This is a genomic window from Alcanivorax sp. (genome assembly GCF_002726155.1).
Lineage (GTDB): Bacteria > Pseudomonadota > Gammaproteobacteria > Pseudomonadales > Alcanivoracaceae > Alcanivorax.
This window is the reverse complement of the sequence record NZ_PBSH01000030.1, coordinates 100,339-122,468: the sequence shown is the minus strand read 5'-3', so window position 1 is coordinate 122,468 and position 22,130 is coordinate 100,339. Positions and strand designations below refer to the sequence as shown.

Below are 22,130 nucleotides of genomic sequence, written 5' to 3'. Positions count from 1 at the left end.
TCCTTACTATCCACAAGGTGTTGGGAAAGCCCCTGCGGCTTCCCCAAGCCGGCCCGTTTTCGGGGCCGATTTCACGGGATGCCCATGGCCGCCCGTGCAGTCTGTTCTTATAGGCAGTGGAATTTCAGGGGGCAGACGCCCTACCCGGCTCCACTACCGTCGCGAATTCCGGCTCATAAAGCCCGGAAAAGCCCCGGATGATAGCACAGCTGGACGGTATCGGCGCCATACTCGCGTCGATCCTCGCAAGATGGCTTTTCTTCGCCAGTGCCAGAGCACTTTCTCACCATAGAGCAAAGGCAAAACGCGCCGTGACAGGCTATACTGCGGCGCATAATTCGGGGCCGCAGCCCCCTGTTCCGTCAAGGAGTTATGCATGAGCGACCATCAGGCCGACCTGATCGTCCACGCCCGCTGGATTGCCCCCGTCGCCCCGCAGGGCACTGTACTGGAAAACCATGCCCTGGTGGTCAAGGACGGCCGTATTGCCGACTTGCTGCCCAGCGCCCTGGCCAACGAAAAGTGGCAAAGCGAGGAACAACAGCATCTGGGTGATCACCTGCTGATCCCCGGCCTGGTCAATGCGCACACCCACGCAGCGATGAACCTGCTGCGCGGCATCGCCGACGACTTGCCCCTGATGACCTGGCTGGAAAAACATATCTGGCCCGCCGAAGGGCGCTTTATCAGCGAGAGCTTTGTGTACGACGGCACCCGGTTGGCGGCGGCGGAAATGATCCGCTCCGGCACCACCTGCTTTGCCGATATGTATTTCTTCCCCGCCCATGCGGCCCGCGCCACCGTGGAAGCCGGCCTGCGCGCCAGCCTGTTCTGCCCGCTGCTGGATTTCCCCACCCCCATGGGCTCCGGGCCGGAGGACTACCTGCGCCTGGCCACGGACGCCATGGACGAATGGCAGCATGAGCCACGCATCCAGATCGGATTCGGCCCCCACGCACCGTACACCGTGTCCGATGCACCGCTACAGAAAGTGATCACCCTGGCCGAAGAGCTGGATGTGCCCGTAATGATGCATGTGCATGAAACCGCTGGCGAAATCCAGATGGCCGTGGGCAACACCGGCGAGCGCCCGCTCACCCGCTTGCACAACCTCGGCCTGCTGTCGCCACGCCTGCTGGCCGTGCACATGACCCAGCTCACCGACGACGAGATCGCGCTGGTGGCCGAGACCGGCACTCACGTGGTGCACTGCCCGGAATCCAACCTGAAGCTGGCCAGCGGCTTTGCCCCGGTGGAAAAACTGCGCAAGGCCAACATCAACGTGGCACTGGGCACCGACGGCGCCGCCAGCAATAACGACCTGGACATGCTCGGCGAAGCCCGCACCGCGGCCTTCCTGACCAAGGGCGTGAGCCTGCAGGCCGATGCCCAACCCGCCATGGAAACACTGAAAATGGCCACCCTGAATGGCGCCAAAGCGTTGGGTCGAGATGACGAAATCGGCTCGCTGGAAATCGGCAAGCAGGCGGACATGGTGGCGGTGGACTTGAACCGACTGGAAACCCAACCGGTCTATGATCCGGTGGCCCAATTGATTTACGCCGCCACCCGCGATCAGATTACCCACACTTGGGTCGGCGGGCGCTGCCTGATGGACAACCGTCAGCTGACCACGCTCAATGAAGCCCTGATCCTCAACAATGCCCAGCAGTGGCAGGAAAAAATTGCCGGAGCCGACCGTGACTGAACAACAAGCCCAAACGCCCCCCTCTAACAAACAGAACGTAGACGCGGGTGAAATCGCCAAGTTCAACGCCCTGGCCGAGCAATGGTGGGACCCGAATTCCCAGTTCCGCCCGCTCCACGACATCAACCCCCTGCGCCTGAATTATATCGACGAGCGCGTCAGCCTGCCGGGCAAGAAAGTCATCGACATCGGCTGTGGTGGCGGCCTGCTTTCCGAAGGCATGTCCCGCCGTGGCGCGGAAGTGACTGGCATCGACATGGGGGAAGCGCCGCTGGCCGTGGCGCGCATTCATGCCGAACAAGCCGGCGTGGCCGTGGAATACCTGCAAACCCCGGCAGAACAGATCGCCGAACAGCGCGCTGGTCAATATGACGTGGTCACTTGTCTGGAAATGCTGGAACACGTACCGGACCCGTCCTCAGTGATCCGCGCCTGCGCCACGCTGGTAAAACCTGGCGGGCAGGTGTTCTTCAGCACCATCAATCGCAACCCCAAGGCATTCATGTTTGCCATTGTCGGGGCGGAATATGTGCTGCGCCTGCTGCCCCGCGGCACCCACGAATACGCCAAACTGATCAAACCGTCGGAATTGGCCGGCTGGGCCCGCGATGCCGGGCTGGAAGTCAAAGACACCGCCGGCATGGTCTACAACCCGCTAACGCAGGTGTACAAGCTGAACCGGGATGTATCCGTGAACTATCTGATGCACGCCCGCAAGGGCGAATAAATTCCCCCTGTAGGAGCGCCGCTTGAGGCGCGAAGGCGTTTCGGTATTCCGCCGCGCTCACTTCGCGCCTCAAGCGGCGCTCCTACGGCGACTCTGTAGAGAGAATACATGGAAAAGCTGGAAGCCGTTTACTTCGATCTCGACGGCACCCTGATTGATACCGCACCGGACTTTTACACGGTGCTGAATGCCCTACTGAAAAAACACGGCCGCCCGGAAGTCACTTACTCTGCCGTACGCGCCAACGTCTCCAACGGCGCCCGCGCACTCACCGAGCTGGGCTTCGGTGTCGGGCCGGGCGATGCCAGCTTTGCGCCCCTGCTGGACGAACTGCTCAATGCCTACGAACAACACCTGGCCGTGGATACCGTGCTGTTTCCCGGCCTGGCCGAAGTACTCGACTGGCTCGACACCCAGCAGCTGCCCTGGGGCATCGTCACCAACAAACCGGCCCGTTTTACCGGCCCGGTACTGGAAGGGCTCGACCTCCATCAACGGGTGGGACCCGTCATTTGTCCGGACCACGTCAAACAGCGCAAACCGGATCCGGAAGGCCTGCTGATCGCGGCCCGCGATGACAACGTCAGCCCGGCCAACTGCCTGTACGTCGGCGACCACCTGCGGGACATTCAGGCCGGCCAGAACGCAGGCATGGAAACAGCCGTGGCGGCCTTCGGCTACATCGACGCGGACGATGATCCCCGCGACTGGCAAGCCGACTATTATCTGGAACAAGGCAGCGAACTGTTGCCACTTTTGCAGAAACTCTACGAGCAGAAAGCACACTAACCGCAGGACGGAAATGGACACATTATCCGCCACCGCCATCGGCCAAGGTCACAGCGGCCAGCTTTATGTGCCACACATGTGACTCGCGCGGATTTCCGCCCTACGATTAAAGGTATTCGGCGTCAGGCATTACGCCTGCAGCAAAAGAAACACAGGAATCACCATGACCGACATCCAGCAAAACGCCCTCAACTATCAATGCGCTCAAGACACATTCAAAGACCGCATTATTCTTGTCACTGGCGCCGGTGCCGGCATCGGCCGCACCGCCGCACTCACACTGGCCGCCCACGGCGCCACGGTCATTCTGCTGGGGCGCACCCAGGAAAAACTGGAAGCGGTTTACGATGAAATCAAGGCCGCTGGCGGGCCAGAACCCGCCCTGGCACCGGTCAATCTGACGGTCGCCCGCCCGGAAGATTTCCAGGAGCTGGCCGGTCTGTTCGACAAGGAATTCGGCCGCCTGGACGGCATCCTCCACAACGCCTCCATGCTCGGTGATATCACCCCCATGGACCGCTATGGTGCCGGCACCTGGGAGTCCGTCATGCAGACCAATGTAAACAGCGCTTTCTACCTGACCCAGGCCATGCTGCCTCTGTTGCGCGCCAGCGACGACGCCCGCTTGCTGTTCACGTCCTCCAGCGTGGGCCGCAAGGGTCGGGCATTCTGGGGGGCCTATGCGGTTTCCAAAGCGGCCACCGAAAACCTGGCCCAGGTGCTGGCCGAAGAGCTGGAAAACACCAGTAATATTCGCGTCAACACACTCAACCCCGGCGGCACCCGCACGGATATGCGTGCCCTTGCTTATCCCGGCGAAGACCCGCAGACACTGAAGACCCCCGCGGACATCATGGCCCCTTATCTGTACCTGCTGGGCCCGGCCAGCCGCGAGGTCAACGGGGTGTCCATCGACGCGCAGCCCAGGTAAGTCGCGAGAAGCGAGTGACGAGGAGCGAAGATCAGGATTTTCGACACTCGCCACTCGCTTTGTCTTTCCTTTTCCCCTTCCCGTCCGTATCCCCAGCCCGCCCCTTGACCGTTTCGCCCCTGCTTGCCGTAACGCGGCCACCCCCTGCGCCAAAGTCCTCCCTTATCCTGCAACAGCATGCTACTTATGACGCTCATAACAAGAATGCCGCGTCAGGGAGACCGCCATGCGCATCACCATCACACTATTTTTCCTTATCAGCCTGCTGTGCTCTTCACTCAGTGCCGCCACACTGACACAGGCCCAGAAAGACCGACTCAAGACCCTGCTGCCCGGCGTGACGTTGAGCGACAGCACCATCGAAGAGCTCGAAGACGTCTTTTATACCCGGGAAATGCCAGTGCGCAGTCGCCTCAAGGCCATCAGCCAGATGGTTGGTCTCGACCAAATGCCTGCCGGCAGCACCCTTAAACGCACCATTTGCATTTGGGATATTGGCGGACGCAATGGGCCGGTTTTCAATGCCGCCATGGAGCAACGGGCTCTGGCAGTGGAATACGGCATCAACCTGGACATGGTGCCCTACACCAACGAAACCGTGATGGTGGAGGAATTCAAGGCTGGCCGCTGTGATGCGGCATTAATGAGCGGCTTGCGGGCACGCCAATTCAACCTTTACAGCGGCAGCGTGGACGCCATTGGTGCCGTGCCTGACGACCAGCATATGCAGACCCTGTTGCAGGTGCTCTCTCATCCGAAACAAGCCGGTCATATGGTGCAAGGTGACTACGTCGTAATGGGTATTTACCCTGCCGGGGCAGCCCACATTTTTGTTAACGACCGCAGCATCAGTTCACTGGCGAAAGCCGCCGGCCACCGTGTGGCCGTGCTCGATTATGACCAGACCCAGGCAGAAATGGTGGCCGCCATCGGTGCCACCCCGGTCACCACCGATATCGTTTCCGCTCCGAACAAATTCAACAACGGCCAGATTGACATCCTCCCGGCCCCCCTCGTTGCCTACGAAATTCTGGAACTTTATAAAGGCATGAGCCCGGATGGTGGCATTGTCGATTACCCGCTAACGCAACTGTCCATGCAGCTAATCGGCAGGCTGGACAAGTTCCCCAATGAAGTGGCGCAACTGATTCGTGAAGCCTCTTTTGAAGCCTACCCCATGGTGATGGGCCGCATTGAACAGGAAACCAAACGGGTACCTGACCGCTGGATGATCCATATCCCGGAAAAAGACAAACAGGAATACGAAGTCATGATGCAAGACGCCCGTGACGCCCTGCGCGAGCAAGGTTATTACAGTAGCGAAATGCTGATGCTGCAACGAAAAATTCGCTGCAAATTCAACGCGGCACGCTCCGAGTGCAGTATCACCCAGTAACATCTCAGGCTAGCCATTTACAAAGAATTCCAGCCCTGCAGCGCCCCTCAGGGCGCTTCGTACAATTGTCATACAGGCGGTAAAACTTCACCGCCCGGCAACGTGCTATAAGCGTTTCATATAATGACAAAGGATCGGTCATGGGAACGTTTCGATACTTATGCATGGCACTGCTTTTTGTTGCTGCAGCCAATGGCTCAGCGCTGACGCTTACCGACAAGCAGCAAACACAACTCAAACAGGCCCGGCAATCCATGGGCCTTGCGGAAAACGAAAAACTGAAAAGGCATATCTGCCTCTGGGATTTATCCGGTCGTTCCGGGCCCGTGTATAACGGCGCGACCAATTTGCGCGTGGATTTGCTGCGTTATAATGTTGATATCAGCCTGGAAGCATTTACCAATGAAGGCGTGCTGGTTGCCTCGCTGAAGAACGGCCACTGCGATGCCGCCCTAATGAGTGGATTTCGCGCCCGTCAGTTCAATCGCTTTACCGGCAGCATTGATGCACTGGGTGCGCTGCCAACACTGGAACACGTCAACCTTCTGTTACGCACGTTGGCCCACCCAAAACTGGCCGACAACATGGTCAGCAACAAATTTCAGACACTGGCCATCACGCCTGCGGGGGCCGCGTACCTTTTCGTCAATGACCGCGCCCTGAATTCCCTCAGCAAAGTGGCAGGAAAAAAAGTGGCGGTTCTGGATTTTGATCCCGGCCAGTCAAAGATGGTGACCCGAATTGGCGCCACTCCCGTTGCCAGCACCCTGGCCACAGCTCCCAGCCAGTTCAACAATGGCAGTGTCGATGTGCTGCCTGCTCCGCTGATTGCCTATCAAGCTCTGGAGCTTTACAAGGGAATGGAGCCCGCAGGCGGAATTGTGGATTACCCCATCGTGCAACTAACCGCGCAACTCATCGCACACACGGATCGCTTCCCACCCGCCTTTGCCGGACTGATCCGCGAAGTCGCCGCCGACAGCTTCCGGTCTGTGCAGACGGCACTGGAAAAAGAAGCCGGGCGCATTCCTTCACATTGGTGGATTCCTCTCCCTGATGAAGAAAAACGCGACTACAACAGCATGATGCGTGACGCACGCATCAAACTGCGTAGCAGTGGCTACTATGACCCAGCCATGTTGAGCATTATGAAAAGGATACGCTGCACCCTTGAAGCAGACCGACCGGAATGCAGTCAAAGCACAGAGTAATCAACACGCATCAAATGCCACGCAATATTGATCAGCCCGATTGGCGGCGCCGCCAGGCAGGCGGGCTGATCAGCCAGCGACGCAACGCCTCTAACCTGCCCACAATGCTGTAACGCTATTACGGCTAACACCAGATCGTGATGCCAACAACAAACAATAATGGCCACGGAGGCTATCGTGCGATTTCTTCGTCACCTGTTTCTACTTTCCCTGCTAATTGGCAGCCCCTTTGCCTTCAGCGATGACAGGCTTGATCTGTCGCCAGCCCAACAAGCTGAACTGGAGAGCTTTGCCCCCGGCGTGGAGTTAACCCCAGCGCTGGCAGAAAAATTACGCGCCATTGCTTTCGATCAGAACCGAAGCCTGGATGATCGCATCAAGGCCATGCAGAAAGCGGCGGGCTTCAGCCAGGGCGAACCTCTCAAACGACGTATTTGTATCTGGGATATCGCAGGCCGCGCCGGACCGATTTTCAAGGCAGCAGAGGACCAGCGTACACGCCTGCTGCAATACGGTGTGGATCTGGATGTGCAGCCCTACACCAGCGAAAGCGTCGTTGCCGAAGACCTCAAGGCCGGCATTTGTGATGCCGCACTGATTACCGGCTTACGCGGCCGTCAGTTCAACAGATACACAGGCACTATCGATGCCATTGGTGCACTTCCCACCAAGGCACACATGAAAATTCTTCTGCAGGTCCTGGCCAGCCCGAAAAGCGCCGACAAGATGGCAAGCGGCGAATATGTCATTCTCGGCCTGGCTCCAGCTGGCGGCGCGTATGTCTTTGTTAACGACAGAAGCATCAACACTCTTGCCAATGCAGCAGGAAAGCGTGTGGCGGTGCTCGACTATGACCCCACGCAAGCGGAGATGGTCTCGCAGATCGGGGCAACACCGGTCGCATCCGATATTGTTTCTGCACCCAACAAATTCAACAACGGCGTAGTGGACGTTCTGGCCGCACCGCTGGTCGCCTACGAAGTACTGGAACTCTACAAAGGCATGGATCCAGACGGCGGCATCATCGATTACCCGCTGGCGCAAATCACCATGCAATTGATCGGCCGCAAGGACAAGTTCCCCAACGAAGTGGCACAACTGGTGCGCGAAGAGTTCTACAACAGTTATCACCTGATCATGGAGCGTCTGGAAGCCGAAGCGGCCAAGGTCCCCGAACACTGGATGATCCAGATCCCCGAGGAAGACAAACAGGAATACGAAATCATGATGCAGGAGGCTCGCCTGCAACTGCGCAAGAAGGGATATTACGACCCGAGCATGTTGACCCTGCAGCGCAAAATTCGCTGCAAACTGGACGCCAGCCGGGCGGAATGCAGTAATCCGGTGGAATGATAGCTACGAGTTTCGAGTTTCGAGTTTCGAGTTTCGAGTTTCGAAGAGCAAAAAGCAGTAACACCAGGCTGACAACGCCATCTCTTGATTTTCAAAACTCGTTACTCGTCACTCGCATCAAGGCCCAAACAAAAAAACCGTACCCGAGAAGGTACGGTTTTTTTGTGGCTCATAGGTCGTAGCTTGCTGCTATTAGTGCAGAAAACCACCCGGCATTTCGTCAACGGCACCGAACATGTCTACACGGTTATCACTGAACATATCCATTTCCGGTGCCAGCACCTGCACATAACGGTCGAAATAGAGGAACTGTTTCAGCAACAAGGCAAACTCTCGCGGGAAACGAATACCGTGGCTCTCACCAATTTTGACGATATCCATCAGCAGACGATTCACCTCCTTGTCGTTGCGGTCCGCCTGCACCAGTGAAGACGGGTCCACCTGACCCAGCGAGCCTTGCAGCCCCTCAATGTCCCGGGCCAGCGCCTCGACATCCACCTCTTCACGGGTCATGCCAATCACGGCCATGGCTTCTGCCATCTGCCGCACATCACCGCGACCAATGGCGTCAAAAAAGGTGGCCATGCCATCCCAGGCTTCACGGCGTATCCGCCCGACGATACCAAAATCGATAAACCCTACCCGGCCATCTTCCAGCAACATCAGGTTTCCGGCATGCACATCCGCATGGAAGAAGTCACACAACATAAGACTGGAGAACCAGGTATTAAGGGCGGAGATCAAGGTGCCTGCCGGATCGTCGGTATACTTTTTAAGTACATTCATATCCGTCAGCGGCACGCCAAAGAAACGCTCCATGGTCAACACCTTGCCTGTGGTGTGCGACATGATCGGCTCCGGCGCCACCGCCTGGGTATTCCCGGTATCGCGCAAAAACACGTTGAACGCCTTCAGGTTGTTCGCTTCCTTGATGAAATCACACTCTTCCAGCATGCCGGCCTGCAATTCTTCAATGACCCCGGAAATGGCCGACCGGGACAAACCCGGCGCCAATTGCTCGGTAATCCGCGCGGCGAAATAAAGAAAATTGAAATCTGTGAGCAGTACATTCTTCACACCCGGACGCTGAACCTTGATAACCACGTCCTGGCCGTTCTTCATCTTTGCTGCATGAACCTGTGCAATTGACGCACTGGCCAATGGTTTGGGATCCACAAATTGATAGAGCGATTCAAGGCTGGCGCCCAGCTCGGATTCAATGGTTTCGCGAATGTAATGAAAAGGTAGGGGGGGCGTACGGTCCAGGCAGCGCTGAAACTCTTCTACATACTCTTCAGGGAAAATTGATGGGGAGCTGGCAATAAACTGCCCTAACTTGATGTAAGTAGTCCCCAGGGATTCGAAGGTCGTACGCAGCAAAGCCGGCACTGGCGGGCGATCCCCCAGAGCCCAACCGAGCCCCTGGCGACCCAGGACGCCAAGCGTTTCGAGAATACGCAGTCCACCCCGGGCGGTATTCAATGCCAGGGAAAGGCCACTCCGTTCGCCCGCCAGCCAGGCCCGCATGTCTTTAACGCCACTGTGGTCACTCATAATAAAATCGTATTTTCCCTGTAGATTCCATGGGTTGATGAACACAATCCATGATATAGCAAATTTATTGTTTGTAATTGTTTGCAGGCTTTTTTGTAATTGCCGCTTGTGCCAATTGGCGGACTTTCGTACCTTTGACCGCGCTATGTGAGAACAATAACAAGGAGCTAACGAATGGGTTCTCTTTCCATGAAAAAAATGCTACGACATTCCGGTCTGGCCTTGGTAGGGGGCGCCATCCTGGCTCTGCAAGGCTGTGGCGTCATCTACAAAACCACCGGCGATGTCCTCATCAGCTTCGGTCGATCCGAAATGCTGCCCTACATGATGACCTACAACGACGTACGCATGGCGTGTGTCACCGGTGAAGCCCAAACCCCGCTACTGATGTCTTTCGAGCGAGTTGGCTCTGACCCCAGCAAGCTTGGCGCCATGGTATTCACTACCGCCGCCACCTGTGCCGAACAAATCGCCCTCGACGCTGAATTGCGCTACATGCGTTCAGTGAAAGATGGACGGGTAAGTGAAGCTCAGGATGCCCGCATTGAGCAGAAGCGCTGGTCCGCTGTTGCCGCTGATCGCCAGTACAAGGCTTACAACTACATGGTTGAAGCCTACGGCGATATGAAAGACGGCGAATGCCCGAAACTGAAAACCGACTTCGACGAGCTGGTATGGATGGTCGGCAACATCTCCGGCGTTCAAGCCCTGCTCAATGATGGTGCATCCGATGGTGCAGTAGGCGTTCCCCGCGATCTCGCCGCCAAGGTCGAGCGCAACATGAAGTGCTTGGAGAACGACAAGTGGTGGGGCGTGCCCCGCGGCACCCGTGCTGCAGTCTGGAACCTGCTGCCGATGCTGGCTCCGCCAAACGCCGACGCATGGGCCGAACTGGAAGCCTCAGCCAAGGCCGGTTTCGACAACGGTATCCGTCTGGGTAGCGCCCTCTACGCCATGAGCGCGTTCAGCAAAGGCAATGATGAGCGTCTGCGCAAGGCCATCCGCGACTACGCCGCCAACGACCAGAACCTGAACCCGGATTACGCCATGCTGGATGCCATTGCCGGCTTCATCGTTCAGGGCATCTCAGATCGCGAGTGGACTGAAAATACCGGTAAACGTACCCCCATCGGTGGCATTGGCACCTTCTGGGATGACCAAGCCCAATCCGGCCCCTCCGTTAATATTGACGATTTGCTATAAGCCTGTTGCGGCCTTCGGGCCGCTTTTGAATAAGTTGTAAGAAGTAACCAGGAGACAATTATGCGCTACGTTAAAGCGTTAACTGCAGCCGCCACTGCCGCTCTGGCATTGACGTTCACCCCCGCCGCCCAGGCCGCCGAGAAACGCACCATGTGCGTATTCGATATTATCGGTGCCAACGGCGATATCTATAACATCATGAAGGACTACAAGACCGCCGCCCTGGATTGGGGTGTGGATCTTGAACTCAAGCCCTACACTGATGAAAAAATTGCCTCCGAAGACCTGAAAGCCGGCCAGTGTGATGCCGCCGTCCTCACAGGGATCCGTGGTCGTCAGTTCAATAATTACACTGGCAGCATGGACTCCATCGGCGCGATCCCCAGCTATGACGCCATGCGCACTGTTATCACCGTGCTCGCCAGCGGCAATCCGGCCATCAATGAAAAACTGGTTTCCGGCCCCTACGAAGTAGGTGGCGTTGCCCCCATGGGCGCGGCCTACCTGTTCGTGAAAGATCGCACCATCGATACTGTTGGCGAACTGTCCGGCAAATCCATTGCGGTACTCGAATACGATACAGCCCAGGCCAACATGGCATCCCGCGTGGGCATGTCTCCGGTAATGTCAGACATCACCAACTTCTCCGGACGTTTCAATAACGGCTCCGTGGATATTTGTTTTGCCCCGATTGCGGCCTATTCCGCTCTGGAACTGTATAAAGGCATGCAACCTGATGGTGGCATCATTGATTATGTCCTCGGTCAGCTGACCGCCCAGGTCATCCTGAAGAAAGACAAATTCCCCGCCGACTTCGCAGCACAATCGCGTAAATACATGCTGGGTCAGTTTGACCGTGCCATGCGCGTGATCGAAAACGCCAACAGCGAAGTGAACAAGAAATGGTGGATTCGCATTCCCGAAGCCGACAAGCTGCGCTATGACGAAATGCTGCGCGAAGCGCGCATCGCCCTCACCAAAGACGGCACATACAGCAAAGACATGATGTCTCTGTTACGCAAGGTACGCTGCAAGCACGAAGCGTCCCGCGCAGAATGCGTCAATCCTGTCGAGTAAAACAGTTATATACGATCCAACGGGGCCTGCTGGCCCCGTTTTTCCCTAACGACAAGAGTTTCTGTTACCCGCTCTTCGGGCAACAGGTAAACAAAACGTTTACACCGCTACACAATGCGGAGGATAAGGCGCTGAACTCTCTGATGCCCTCACCTCTTCGGTTTTCTCGGCGGTATAACAATAACCGGGTGCACAATGGATAAACCTTCTCTGACTGTTGCAAACCGTTCCGTGGCGGAATGGTTATCCTCCCTTCCCACCCTGATTCTTCTTCTGCTGACTATTTTTCTGGCTTCCGGCGAAGTCATTCACTCTCAGCTACTGAAAATCGGCGAAAATACCTGGGAAGGCTATTTCCTGCTGCGTGGCGCGGGCATGGTGGAACAACCCACCTGTAACCGTGACCCAGACCTGAACCAGGAGCTGGAAAAAGCCATCAAGCAGAAAAAGCAGCAAATGGCTGACGACCCACTCGCTGGTATCTTCGGCACAGACGTCGACGAAACCGCGCTGCGCAAGTCGCTGGAATCTTCCAGGGCGAACTGTCGAGGCAAGTGGGAGCGTTACGAGCTTATTCAGGAGAAGGCCACCCCCGGTGTGATTGCCTTCCGAACTCTGGAAGGCGGCGTTGCCAAAGTTGTTACCACCCTGGGTAACTACAAACGCCTGCTGCTTTGCCTGCTGGTGATGATCTGTGCCGCGACCGCCACCTTGAGTCGCCATCATATTTCGCTGCGCCCGGCACACACGCGAAAAGATCACTTTGTTTCCAGCGTGGGGCAGCTTGCCGCCAACGTCATGCTACTCATGTCAGCCTGGCTGTACCGTGGCGAAGAAGTCAGCGCCATGGCCGACGGGGTTCAGGTTAACCATTTCTATCTGCACCAGTTCTGGATCGCGGGCTTCCTGCTGCTGTCTCTGGCCGCTCTCTACCAGCTGATTCGCCCACCCAAAGACCTTGAGGAAGGCGGCACCTGGGGCAAGGCGATGTTGACCATTCCGCTGTACAGCTTCATGTGTCTTACCGCCGGTGCACAGTTCATCAGCCAGGGTTACTACCACGGCATTAGCGTCTATCTCGGCATGATGATGGAGTTGTCTACGCTGTTCCTGAGCCTGGCGCTGTATATCTGGATTGGTATGCTGCTGCGCCAGACCAAGATGGCGCACCTGGTGTTCGACGTGCTGCGTCCCTGGAAAATGTCACCAGAGCTGATGTGTTTCGTTGTTCTGGCGGTTGCCGCTGTGCCCACAGCCTACACCGGCGCCTCCGGTATCTTCGTTATCGCTGCGGGTGCCACCATTTATAACGAACTGGTTCGTGCCGGCGCTCGCAAGCAACTTGCATTGGCAGCCACGGCCATGTCCGGCTCAATGGGTGTGGTTCTTCGCCCCTGTTTGCTGGTGGTTATCATCGCGGCTCTGAACAACAGTGTAACCACCGATGAGCTCTTCACTTCCGGCCTGAAAATCTTCGGTCTGTCACTGTTCTTGTTCTTCATTTACAGCCAGTTTGCCCGTACTGCCCCGGCACGTATTGCGCCGTTCTCGGAAGCGGTTCCCCAGAGCCTGAAACGACTGATCCCGCTGCTGCCCTATGTGATCATCATGGGGACGGTTGTCGTACTCTTCCGTGATCTGCTGGATACGGAACTGAACGAAAACTATGCACCGATTATTCTGCCAGTGATGCTGCTGTCTATCCTGGCGTACGAAAAACTGAGTCAGAAATCCCTGCACGTGTTCACCGTGGTCCTGGTACCACTGCTGATCCACTCCTGCTACAACCTGTGGATTATCAATGAAGCACTGAACAGCGGCGCCATTCCCACCGGCACCTCTGCAGAACAACTGGAAGGCCTGTTCTGGGGACTGTTCTGGCGTAATGTCATCCTTGGCGCCTGCCTGGTGACTCATTATCTGGTGAAAACCCCGGATATGGATCCGCATTATCAGCCAGAGCCTGGCGTGGGCGACAAGATGGAAAGCTCATTGCGCTTTGCGACCAACGAGACTACCGGCCATATTGGCGCCCTGCTGATGCTGATGGCCCTGTCGGTCAGTGTCGGCGGTATTATCGAGCGTTCCGGCGTCATGGAAATGCTGCCTGAGACGTTCCCGAGCATCTGGCTGGCCATGACCCTGCTGGTTGTCACCATGGTGATTATCGGCATGATCATGGACCCCTACGGGGCGGTGATTCTGGTCAACGCAACCATTGCCCAAATTGCCTTTGACAATGGTATTGCGCCATTACACTTCTGGATGATCACCCTGGTGGCCTTTGAGCTGGGTTATCTGTCGCCCCCTGTGGCACTGAACCACCTGCTGACAAGGCAAGTGGTCGGGGACGAGGAAGTGGAATCCGCCAAGGTACCGGGTGGCAGCTTCTACCGCCGCTACGAGAAATTCCTGCTGCCGATCGCGGTGATGCTGACTGCGCTGCTGCTGGTCTCTTACGTACCGCTGATGTCGGACTCGCTCCACGAGTTCCTGTTCCAGAAGATCCAGGTCGGCGTTCACTAACGCTAACCGACACAGCAAAAAGGGCCCATTCGGGCCCTTTTTGCGTTTTGAGGTCAGCAACGTTATTCCCCCGCCTCTTTGCGGCCCGCCTCCTTCCTGCGCCATCGAGCACTGCCTTTCCATACCTATGCCCGCGTGCTAATTTGCAAAATCTTTGCTCACAAGAAAATAACAAGGACAACACATGGCCACATCCCTGCGCATGGAACAGCGTACCGCCCGAGAGTGGTTTTCCTCCCTGCCGACCCTGCTGCTGCTATTGCTGACGATTTTCCTGGCTTCCGGGCAGGTTATTCATTCCCAACTTCTCTCGATCGGTGAAAACACCTGGGACAACTATTTTCAACTGCGTAGTGCAGGCGCCCTGAATGAGCCCACCTGCAACGCGGATGCTGACCTGGACAGGGAGCTGGAACGCGCCATTGCCGAAAAGAAACAGAAAATGGCCGACGACCCCCTCGCCGGTTTTTTTGGCACCGAAATCGATGAAAAGGCGTTGCGCCAATCCCTGGAGTCCGCACAAACGCTGTGCCGTGAAAAGTGGGCTAACTACCAAATGGTCCAGGAAAAGGTCACCCCCGGCGTCATTGCCTTTCGCACCCTGGAAGGAGGCGTGGCACAAGTTGTCAGCATTCTGGGTGACTACAAGCGGCTGATCCTTTGCTTGCTGCTGCTCATTTGCGCGGCGACGGCCACGCTGACCCGTCACCATATCGCTTTGCGTCCGGCACGCACCCGCAAGGATCATCTGGTCTCCACCTTCGGCCAGCTCACTGCCAACGTGCTGCTTCTGGCTTCTGCCTTGATCTATCGCAGTGAGGAAATCAAGGCGATGACCGATGGCGTCCAGGTAAACCACTTTTATTTACATCAATTCTGGATAGGCGGCTTCGCCATTCTCAGCGCCGCGTCTCTCTGGCAGCTTTTTTTCCCACCCAAGGATCTGGAAGAAGGCGGTAGCTGGGGCAAGGCACTGCTAACGATTCCGCTGTACGCGTATATGTGCCTCAGTGCCAGCATCCAGTTCATGTCTCAGGGCTACCTGCACGGCACCAGCGTCTACCTGGGCATGATGATGGAATTTTCCACCATGTTTCTCAGCCTCGGCCTTTATATTTGGGTAGGGATGATGCTGCGGCAGACGAAGATGGTGCATCTGGTTTTCGATGTGCTGCGCCCCTGGCGCATGTCCCCCGAACTGATGTGCTTTGTGATTCTTGCTGTTACCGCCATCCCCACCGCCTATACCGGCGCATCCGGCATTTTTATCATCGCGGCCGGTGCAACCGTTTACCATGAGCTGGTCCGTGCCGGAGCGAGAAAGCAGTTGGCACTGGCCGGGGCGGCCATGTCCGGGTCCATGGGTGTTGTGCTGCGCCCCTGTTTGCTGGTGGTCATTATCGCCGCCTTGAATAACAGCGTGACCACAGATGAACTGTTCACTTCTGGCATCAAGGTCTTCGGTTTATCGCTATTACTGTTCTTCATTTACAGTCAGTTTGCCCGCACCGAACCGGCACGCATCGCCCGATTCTCACAAGCGGTTCCCGCAAGCCTGAAACGGCTTGTCCCCCTGCTGCCTTACGTCATTGTCATTGGCACCGTGGTGGTGGTTTTCAGAGATATCCTGGGGGCCCAACTTAACGAAAACTATGCGCCCATCATCCTGCCGATGATCATGCTGGCCGTGCTTATCTATGAGAAGTTCAGCCGTCATTTCCTGCACCTGTGCGCTGCCGTACTGGCTCTACTACTGATCCATTCAAGCTATGACGCCTGGTTGGTCAGCAACGCACTGGATGCCGGCAATATTCCATCTGGTACCTCCGCCAACCAACTTTCCGATACGTTAACCGGGCTGTTCTGGCGAAACCTGATTCTCGGCATCAGTCTGCTTATCCATTATCTGTTCAAACCCAGCGGCGAGGTATCAGAACTGCCAGCCAAGGAAGAAGGGGTTGGAACCAACCTGGAAAGCTCTCTGCGCTTCTCCACCAATGAAACCACCGGTCATATTGGTGCGCTGCTCATGCTGATGGCACTGACCGTCAGCATGGGGGGGCTACTGGAACGCTCCGGGATCATGGAAGCCTTGCCGGAAACGTTCCCTTCGATCTGGGTCGCCATGACGCTGCTGGTGGTAACCATGGTTATTATTGGCATGATCATGGATCCCTTTGGGGCGGTCATCCTGGTGAACGCGACCATCGCCCAGGTGGCTTTCGATAACGGCATCGCCCCATTGCACTTCTGGATGATAAGCCTCGTTGCCTTCGAGCTGGGCTACCTGTCTCCACCCGTCGCCCTTAACCACCTGTTGACGCGCCAGGTCGTCGGTGATGACGAGGTGGAAAGCGCCAAAGTCATCAATGGCTCTTTCTACCGGCGCTACGAAAAATACCTGTTGCCCATTGCCGTCATGCTCACGGCCCTGTTGCTGGTTGCCTTTGTGCCGCTGCTCTCTGACAGCCTGCATCACTGGCTATTTCAGAAAATAGACGTCACAGGGTGATCAGCGTCGCAAACTGCCAAAAACCCTTGCAGGGCTCAAGTTACCAGCCCTGCAAGGCCCCAGTTTCCTATCGTCCCGGAATAACTGATACTGTAAAGTATGCGGATATGTCAGGGAGATAACTGATGAGTAAAACGCAGGAACCCCGCGCTTCACGCGAAACCGAAGCGCTTCCCAAAACGATCAAGCCCGCCCTGTTGTTCTTGCTGTTCCTGTTCGGGGTGGTTGCCACCATGGCCGCCGCCGCTTACGTTGTTGACAGAATGATTTACGGGTAAGTCATATGGCTACAGCAATGGACAACCGACGCCACCCCCGGATCAGCCGTGAAGAGAACCTGTCTCTTACCTTGCTGCCCGCCGGATCGGATGCCGTGGCGCCGGAAGATCGCCTGTATCTGACCACCCACGATATTTCCCTCGCCGGAATCAGCGTGGAGCTGCCTGCGCCGATCAAGCCCAATACGGATGTTGAGCTCTGGGTTGCCCTGCTGGAAAAGCACGGCACCTACCACCTTTACGGCACCATTGCCTGGTGCGCAGCCCCGGAAGGCCATTTGCTGGCCGGTGTCGCCCTGGACCTGGAGCGGGCCGACGGGCGCCTGTGGGCGGCGCATTTTGATACCACCGGTTATTTCAGTGACTGACAGCCTGTTTCAACGCGGCCAGCACTACCAGCAGTTTCGTCCCACCTACCCCGATACGCTTTTTGAATGGCTCAGCGCCCAAAGCCCTGCCACCCATCTTGCTGTGGATGTGGGTTGTGGCAGCGGCCAGGCCAGCCGCGGCCTGGAACCCCACTTCCAGCATGTGATCGGCACTGATATCAGCCTTCGGCAACTTCAGGCTGCGCCAGCCTCAGCCACAAGCTTTCTGGCGACGCAGGCCCATCAGCTTCCCCTGCCAAATACCTGTGTGGACCTGATCACCGTTGCCCAGGCATTTCACTGGTTCGACAAAAGCGCCTTCTTTGCCGAGGCTGAGCGGGTTCTGAAATCCGGCGGGGTACTGGCCCTGATCAGTTATGGCCTGTGCGATGTGGAAGGTCTGGAAGGTCTGGTGAAGGCATTCCATGATGGCCCACTGAGCCCATGGTGGCCGGCGGAACGCGCCGATGTGGTGGCGGGCTATCCCCAGGCACAGCTGCATTGGCCAGCCCTGCACTTTGCGGATACCACCATAGAACGGGAATGGTCCGTGGAGACGTTTATCGGTTATCTGGATACCTGGTCCGCGCTGGTACACGCAGCCAGAGCAGGCCAGAGTCCGCTGGCGCCCTTCAGTGCGGCGCTGCGAACACAATGGGGGCCACAGACACGCACCGTGCACTGGCCGCTACGGGTGCGCGCCTGGCGAAAGCCGCGCACCCATTAAGCGGCACGCAAGCGAGCGTCAGGCACTGTCGGGGAAGTGCTCAGACAGCAGGCCTGCCAGCCGATCCAGGCGCTTGCGCCGTTTCGCCATGCCGAAGACATTGAGTAGACGGGTTGCCCAGGTCAGCGCCGTTACCAGCGTATCGCCGCCGCGACGGGGAATCACGTGCACGTGCACATGAGGCACATGCTGATTGGCTTCACGGCCATCGTTGACCACCACGTTGTGCGCCTTTACTGCAAGGCCGGCCCGCTTCTGGGCGACAATGGTCCGCCGCGCCAGATCCATCAAGTGGTGTGTTACCGCAGCGTCCAGCCCTTCCAGCAGAGGCGCGTGCTCACGCGGAATGACCAGGCAATGGGCTTCACGGATCGGGAAAAGATCCAGAATCACCATGGCCTGCTCATCTTGGTAAACCACGCTGGCGGGCAACGTGCCCGCCTGGATCTGGCAGAAAATACACTGGCTCATTGCTGAACCGGCATGGCCGCTTGTTTGCGCCGCTGCCGCCACAGTTCAAATGCGGCCACCACCAATGCCACCACCAGCATGGCCAATAGCGGCCCACCAGCGCGCCACAGGCTCACGTCTTCCTGCGCAAGCCCATCAAACAGGCTGACCACCCAGGCCGGCGCCCATTCGTCATGTTGCGGGGAAACAGACCAGGGGGTCAGCAACAGGGCCGTCAACACGGTGCGCAGTGGCACTTTGCCCCACCGTGACAGCGGGCGTGTCAGCCACCACCAGACAAACAATACGCCGACGCTGCCGATCAGGTAGGCAAACCAGCCCCATAAATATGCTTGTGTTGTCACAACTTCTCCTACACGTGTGATTGAACCCACTGCCAGGCACTCACCTGCATTCAGTCGATCCAGTGAACAATATGCTCTTCCCAATCGTCTTCCGGCACAAGCTGCTCGGACACCACTCGGCCGGCCACGCTTATACCTGCCTGTTTCACGCTGCCCGCATTTTCGCTGAGCAGCGGGTGCCAGCCGGGCAATGGTTGGCCATGGGCACGCAAACGATACGCACAAGTGGACGGCAGCCAGTCCGTATCCCGGGCAATGGCTTCAGTCACTTGAATACAGTCAGGGACCCGCTGAAAACGCTCCGGATATACCCGGCACTGACATTTTTTGCTATCCAGAAAGCGACAGGCCAGATTGGTAAACGCCAACTCGCCGCTATCTTCATCTTCCAGTTTGACCAGACAACAACGGCCACAACCATCGCACAGCGCCTCCCACTCGCGGGCATTGAGCTCACCCAACGGCAGGGTCCAGAAGTGCGCACGCAGTGGCAGGGTCACGTCAGGCATCACGTCCGGCCGGTTTGTCCGGATGGCCATCGGCCATGAACAGGTCTTCATCCGGCGGCGGCGGCATCTGCAGATAAAAGCCCTGCTCGCGGATTTTACCCATGACCTGCTCCACGTCCGCCCGGGCCAAAGGCCGCTCCGGGTTAAGGATCATGTCGGTCACATGTTCAGCATGGCCAAATTGCCCCATCAGTATTTCTGGCACCTCTTTCAGACCCTTCTGACGATCCACATACAAATACATACCGCTTTTGCGGCGGCTCTTGTAGATCGAACAAAACAGCTTGCCTTTCAACACGCCCTCACTCACTACAGTAACTCCAGCAGGGGTTGGGTGACGATGTCATGGCGCCACCCGGTCAACGGCTCCGGCACCCGGTCCGGGTGACGGATAAGAGCTTCCAGCCAACGCCGGCGCATCAATACATCCGGCTTCATGTCCATCTCTTCGGCGATCACGCCTACCCGGTTGCGCAGGGTCTTGGCGAGTTTCTTCTGGGCCGCATCCGGCGGGCCCGGCAACGGGTCCGGCGGAGTCTGCCGGCGGCCCTCTTCCATCAACGCCAGCAAGGCATCACCATCGCGACGAATTTGCTTGGGATGAAAGCCCAGATCCGCCAGCAAGCCCCGGTCACTGCGACTGGCCCGGGCCAGGTCCAGTAGCTGGGCATCTTTGAGCACGAAACTCTTGGGCAGGTTCCGCTCCCGGGCCATCTGGTCTCGCCAGGGTGTCAGTGCCGCTAGCACCGCCAGACTTTCCCCCTGCAGCAGGCCGGCCCCCTTCACGTTACGCCAGGCATCCTCGGCAGGCGTGACACTACGCGCCTGGTTCAACAACCGCTCGCACTCTTCCTGCCACCAGGCCCGGCGCCCCAGCTTGTCCAGCCGCTCGGCAAGAATCGCCGCCACTTCCGGCAGGTATTTCACATCATCTTCGGCGTAGTGAAGCTGCTCGTCGCTCAATGGCCGTTTCAGCCAGTTGGTGCGCGTCGCACCTTTGGGCAAATCGACACCCAGCAGCATCTGTACCACTTTCTGGTAGCCCCACTGCATGTCTTCCCCGCTCAGTGCCGCGGCAATCTGGGTATCTTCGATGGCGGCCGGGTATTGGCCGGTAAAGGTGGCAATGGCTTCCAGATCTTCCGAGCAGGCATGCATGACCAGGATGTGCTGCTGAAATACCGGAGACAGCGTGGGGCCATCCACCCGGGTGGTATCAATCAGGCGAATTTGTTCACCGTCGTGTACCTGCACCAGCGCCAATTGCGGCCAGAAGGTACGCTCGCGCATGAATTCCGTGTCCAGATAGAGCGGGGTCCCCGCCGTCAGCCCACCTTGCCATTCACTTATTGCCTGATTGTCCTCGCACCAAAGATACGCCATGTTTTCGCCTTATCCGGGAATGGAAAAGCCCTTGAAGCGGCTTTCACAGGTCATCGCTGCGCATGAAAAGGGCAAAATAGCCTGCAAAAAAATACACAGGACAGGCCTTGCCGGCAGCGACAACAGAATTTGCGACGATTATACGGGCTGTGGCGCTCAATTTCCCGGCGCATTTCTGCTACTCTTTGCGCCGCATTGAAATCGCACAGGAATGACGCTAATGAGCACGAAACTGGTACTGGTCCGCCACGGCCAGAGCGTATGGAACAAGGAAAACCGCTTCACCGGCTGGAAAGACGTGGATCTGACCGAGCAAGGCCGCGAGGAAGCCCGCACCGCAGGCGAGCTGCTGAAGGAAGCCGGCTTTGAGTTCGATGTGGCTTACACCTCAGTGCTCAAGCGTGCCGTGCGCACCCTGTGGAGCATTCTGGACAACATGGACCAGATGTGGATCCCGGTGATCCGCGACTATCGCCTGAACGAGCGCCACTATGGTGCCTTGCAGGGCCTGAACAAGGCGGAAACGGCCGCCAAGTACGGGGATGACCAGGTCCATATCTGGCGTCGTAGCTACGACACACCACCGCCGAAAATGGAGCGGGACGACGAACGCTACGCCGGCAACTTCCGGGTGTACAAGAACCTGAGCGAAGCGCAGATTCCCCTGTCAGAGAGCCTGAAAGACACGGTCGATCGCTTCGTCCCTTACTTCGAAAGCGACATCAAGCCGCAAATCGAAGCGGGCAAACAGGTATTGATCTGCGCCCACGGCAACAGCCTGCGCGCGCTGGTGAAATACCTGGGTGACATTTCCGACGAGGAAATCGTCAAGCTCAACATCCCCACCGGCGTACCGATGGTCTACGAGCTGGACGACAACCTGAAGCCCATCAAGAACTACTACCTGGGCGACGCAGAAGCGGCCGCGAAAGCTGCTGAAGCGGTGGCCAATCAGGGTAAGGCGTAAAGAGAGGCGCAACAGGCTTCACGCGGCACGCAACGACGCGTACAACCGCAAAGCTTGCTGTTAACGAAGAGGCCGCGCCCCTGTTTGGGGTGCGGC

The 22,130-nt window shown here is 57.4% G+C and carries 21 protein-coding genes; 15 read left to right on the top strand and 6 right to left on the bottom strand.

The features are described 5' to 3' along the window. The first annotated feature begins 376 nt into the window (after positions 1–376). The 7 genes from CL546_RS09060 (at position 377) to CL546_RS09030 (ending at position 8,115) form a co-directional block, all read left to right on the top strand. Positions 377–1,708, top strand: a complete 1,332-nt coding sequence (locus tag CL546_RS09060) for a TRZ/ATZ family hydrolase (RefSeq protein ID WP_290494261.1) — start codon at positions 377–379, stop codon at positions 1,706–1,708. Next, complete coding sequence (gene ubiG / locus CL546_RS09055) at positions 1,701–2,435, top strand: bifunctional 2-polyprenyl-6-hydroxyphenol methylase/3-demethylubiquinol 3-O-methyltransferase UbiG (RefSeq protein ID WP_290494259.1); 735 nt, start codon at positions 1,701–1,703, stop codon at positions 2,433–2,435. Before CL546_RS09060 ends, ubiG begins: the two co-directional genes overlap by 8 nt. 108 nt (positions 2,436–2,543) lie before the next feature. After that, on the top strand, positions 2,544–3,224 hold the full coding sequence (locus CL546_RS09050) for an HAD-IA family hydrolase (RefSeq protein ID WP_290494257.1): 681 nt from the start codon (positions 2,544–2,546) through the stop codon (positions 3,222–3,224). Positions 3,225–3,387: 163 nt separating this feature from the next. Further along, complete coding sequence (locus tag CL546_RS09045) at positions 3,388–4,155, top strand: YciK family oxidoreductase (protein WP_290494256.1); 768 nt, start codon at positions 3,388–3,390, stop codon at positions 4,153–4,155. A gap of 226 nt (positions 4,156–4,381) precedes the next feature. Further along, the gene (locus CL546_RS09040; protein ID WP_290494254.1) at positions 4,382–5,551 is read left to right on the top strand and encodes a putative solute-binding protein; all 1,170 of its coding nucleotides are present in this window, start codon (positions 4,382–4,384) and stop codon (positions 5,549–5,551) included. A gap of 164 nt (positions 5,552–5,715) precedes the next feature. Further along, positions 5,716–6,762 (top strand): putative solute-binding protein, encoded by a 1,047-nt coding sequence (locus CL546_RS09035; protein WP_290494252.1) that lies wholly within the window; start codon positions 5,716–5,718, stop codon positions 6,760–6,762. Positions 6,763–6,921: 159 nt separating this feature from the next. After that, positions 6,922–8,115, top strand: a complete 1,194-nt coding sequence (locus CL546_RS09030; RefSeq protein WP_290494250.1) for a putative solute-binding protein — start codon at positions 6,922–6,924, stop codon at positions 8,113–8,115. Between the two features lie 192 nt (positions 8,116–8,307). Here CL546_RS09030 and CL546_RS09025 read toward each other — a convergent pair whose 3' ends face one another. Next, positions 8,308–9,669, bottom strand: a complete 1,362-nt coding sequence (locus tag CL546_RS09025) for an ABC1 kinase family protein (protein WP_290494248.1) — start codon at positions 9,667–9,669, stop codon at positions 8,308–8,310. Between the two features lie 174 nt (positions 9,670–9,843). Between CL546_RS09025 and CL546_RS09020 the strand changes: the two genes are divergently transcribed. From CL546_RS09020 to CL546_RS08990, 7 genes are all read left to right on the top strand, one after another. After that, positions 9,844–10,872 carry a hypothetical protein gene (locus CL546_RS09020; RefSeq protein WP_290494246.1) on the top strand — a complete coding sequence of 343 codons (1,029 nt, stop codon included), beginning with the start codon at positions 9,844–9,846 and terminating at the stop codon, positions 10,870–10,872. Between the two features lie 60 nt (positions 10,873–10,932). Then, positions 10,933–11,949 carry a putative solute-binding protein gene (locus CL546_RS09015; RefSeq protein WP_290494244.1) on the top strand — a complete coding sequence of 339 codons (1,017 nt, stop codon included), beginning with the start codon at positions 10,933–10,935 and terminating at the stop codon, positions 11,947–11,949. A gap of 195 nt (positions 11,950–12,144) precedes the next feature. Continuing rightward, entirely contained in the window at positions 12,145–14,475 is a 2,331-nt protein-coding gene (locus tag CL546_RS09010) for a TRAP transporter large permease subunit (RefSeq protein ID WP_290494242.1), read from the top strand. Between the two features lie 184 nt (positions 14,476–14,659). Beyond that, positions 14,660–16,987, top strand: coding sequence for a TRAP transporter large permease subunit (locus CL546_RS09005; RefSeq protein WP_290494240.1), 2,328 nt, complete (start codon positions 14,660–14,662; stop codon positions 16,985–16,987). Between the two features lie 125 nt (positions 16,988–17,112). Then, positions 17,113–17,265, top strand: a complete 153-nt coding sequence (locus tag CL546_RS09000) for a hypothetical protein (protein ID WP_290494238.1) — start codon at positions 17,113–17,115, stop codon at positions 17,263–17,265. A 5-nt stretch (positions 17,266–17,270) separates the two neighbouring features. Further along, positions 17,271–17,633 carry a PilZ domain-containing protein gene (locus tag CL546_RS08995; RefSeq protein WP_039926129.1) on the top strand — a complete coding sequence of 121 codons (363 nt, stop codon included), beginning with the start codon at positions 17,271–17,273 and terminating at the stop codon, positions 17,631–17,633. After that, complete coding sequence (locus CL546_RS08990; protein WP_290494235.1) at positions 17,626–18,360, top strand: class I SAM-dependent methyltransferase; 735 nt, start codon at positions 17,626–17,628, stop codon at positions 18,358–18,360. The genes CL546_RS08995 and CL546_RS08990 overlap by 8 nt, the downstream gene beginning before the upstream one ends. Before the next feature lie 18 nt (positions 18,361–18,378). Here CL546_RS08990 and CL546_RS08985 read toward each other — a convergent pair whose 3' ends face one another. Genes CL546_RS08985 through rnd form a run of 5 tightly spaced genes read right to left on the bottom strand, consistent with a single transcriptional unit; the run spans position 18,379 to position 21,067 of the window. Continuing rightward, positions 18,379–18,831: an HIT family protein gene (locus CL546_RS08985; protein ID WP_007148530.1), complete on the bottom strand. Its 453-nt coding sequence runs from the start codon at positions 18,829–18,831 to the stop codon at positions 18,379–18,381. After that, positions 18,828–19,175, bottom strand: a complete 348-nt coding sequence (locus CL546_RS08980) for a hypothetical protein (protein WP_290494233.1) — start codon at positions 19,173–19,175, stop codon at positions 18,828–18,830. Before CL546_RS08980 ends, CL546_RS08985 begins: the two co-directional genes overlap by 4 nt. 50 nt (positions 19,176–19,225) lie before the next feature. After that, positions 19,226–19,684 carry a YcgN family cysteine cluster protein gene (locus tag CL546_RS08975; RefSeq protein ID WP_290494231.1) on the bottom strand — a complete coding sequence of 153 codons (459 nt, stop codon included), beginning with the start codon at positions 19,682–19,684 and terminating at the stop codon, positions 19,226–19,228. Continuing rightward, a complete protein-coding gene (locus CL546_RS08970) occupies positions 19,677–19,994 on the bottom strand; it encodes a YcgL domain-containing protein (protein ID WP_156790342.1) in 318 nt (105 codons plus the stop codon). Before CL546_RS08970 ends, CL546_RS08975 begins: the two co-directional genes overlap by 8 nt. After that, positions 19,994–21,067, bottom strand: coding sequence for a ribonuclease D (rnd, locus tag CL546_RS08965; protein ID WP_290494228.1), 1,074 nt, complete (start codon positions 21,065–21,067; stop codon positions 19,994–19,996). The genes CL546_RS08970 and rnd overlap by 1 nt, the downstream gene beginning before the upstream one ends. A 220-nt stretch (positions 21,068–21,287) precedes the next feature. Between rnd and gpmA the strand changes: the two genes are divergently transcribed. Then, positions 21,288–22,034, top strand: coding sequence for a 2,3-diphosphoglycerate-dependent phosphoglycerate mutase (gene gpmA / locus CL546_RS08960; RefSeq protein ID WP_039926133.1), 747 nt, complete (start codon positions 21,288–21,290; stop codon positions 22,032–22,034). The last annotated feature ends 96 nt before the right edge of the window (positions 22,035–22,130 follow it).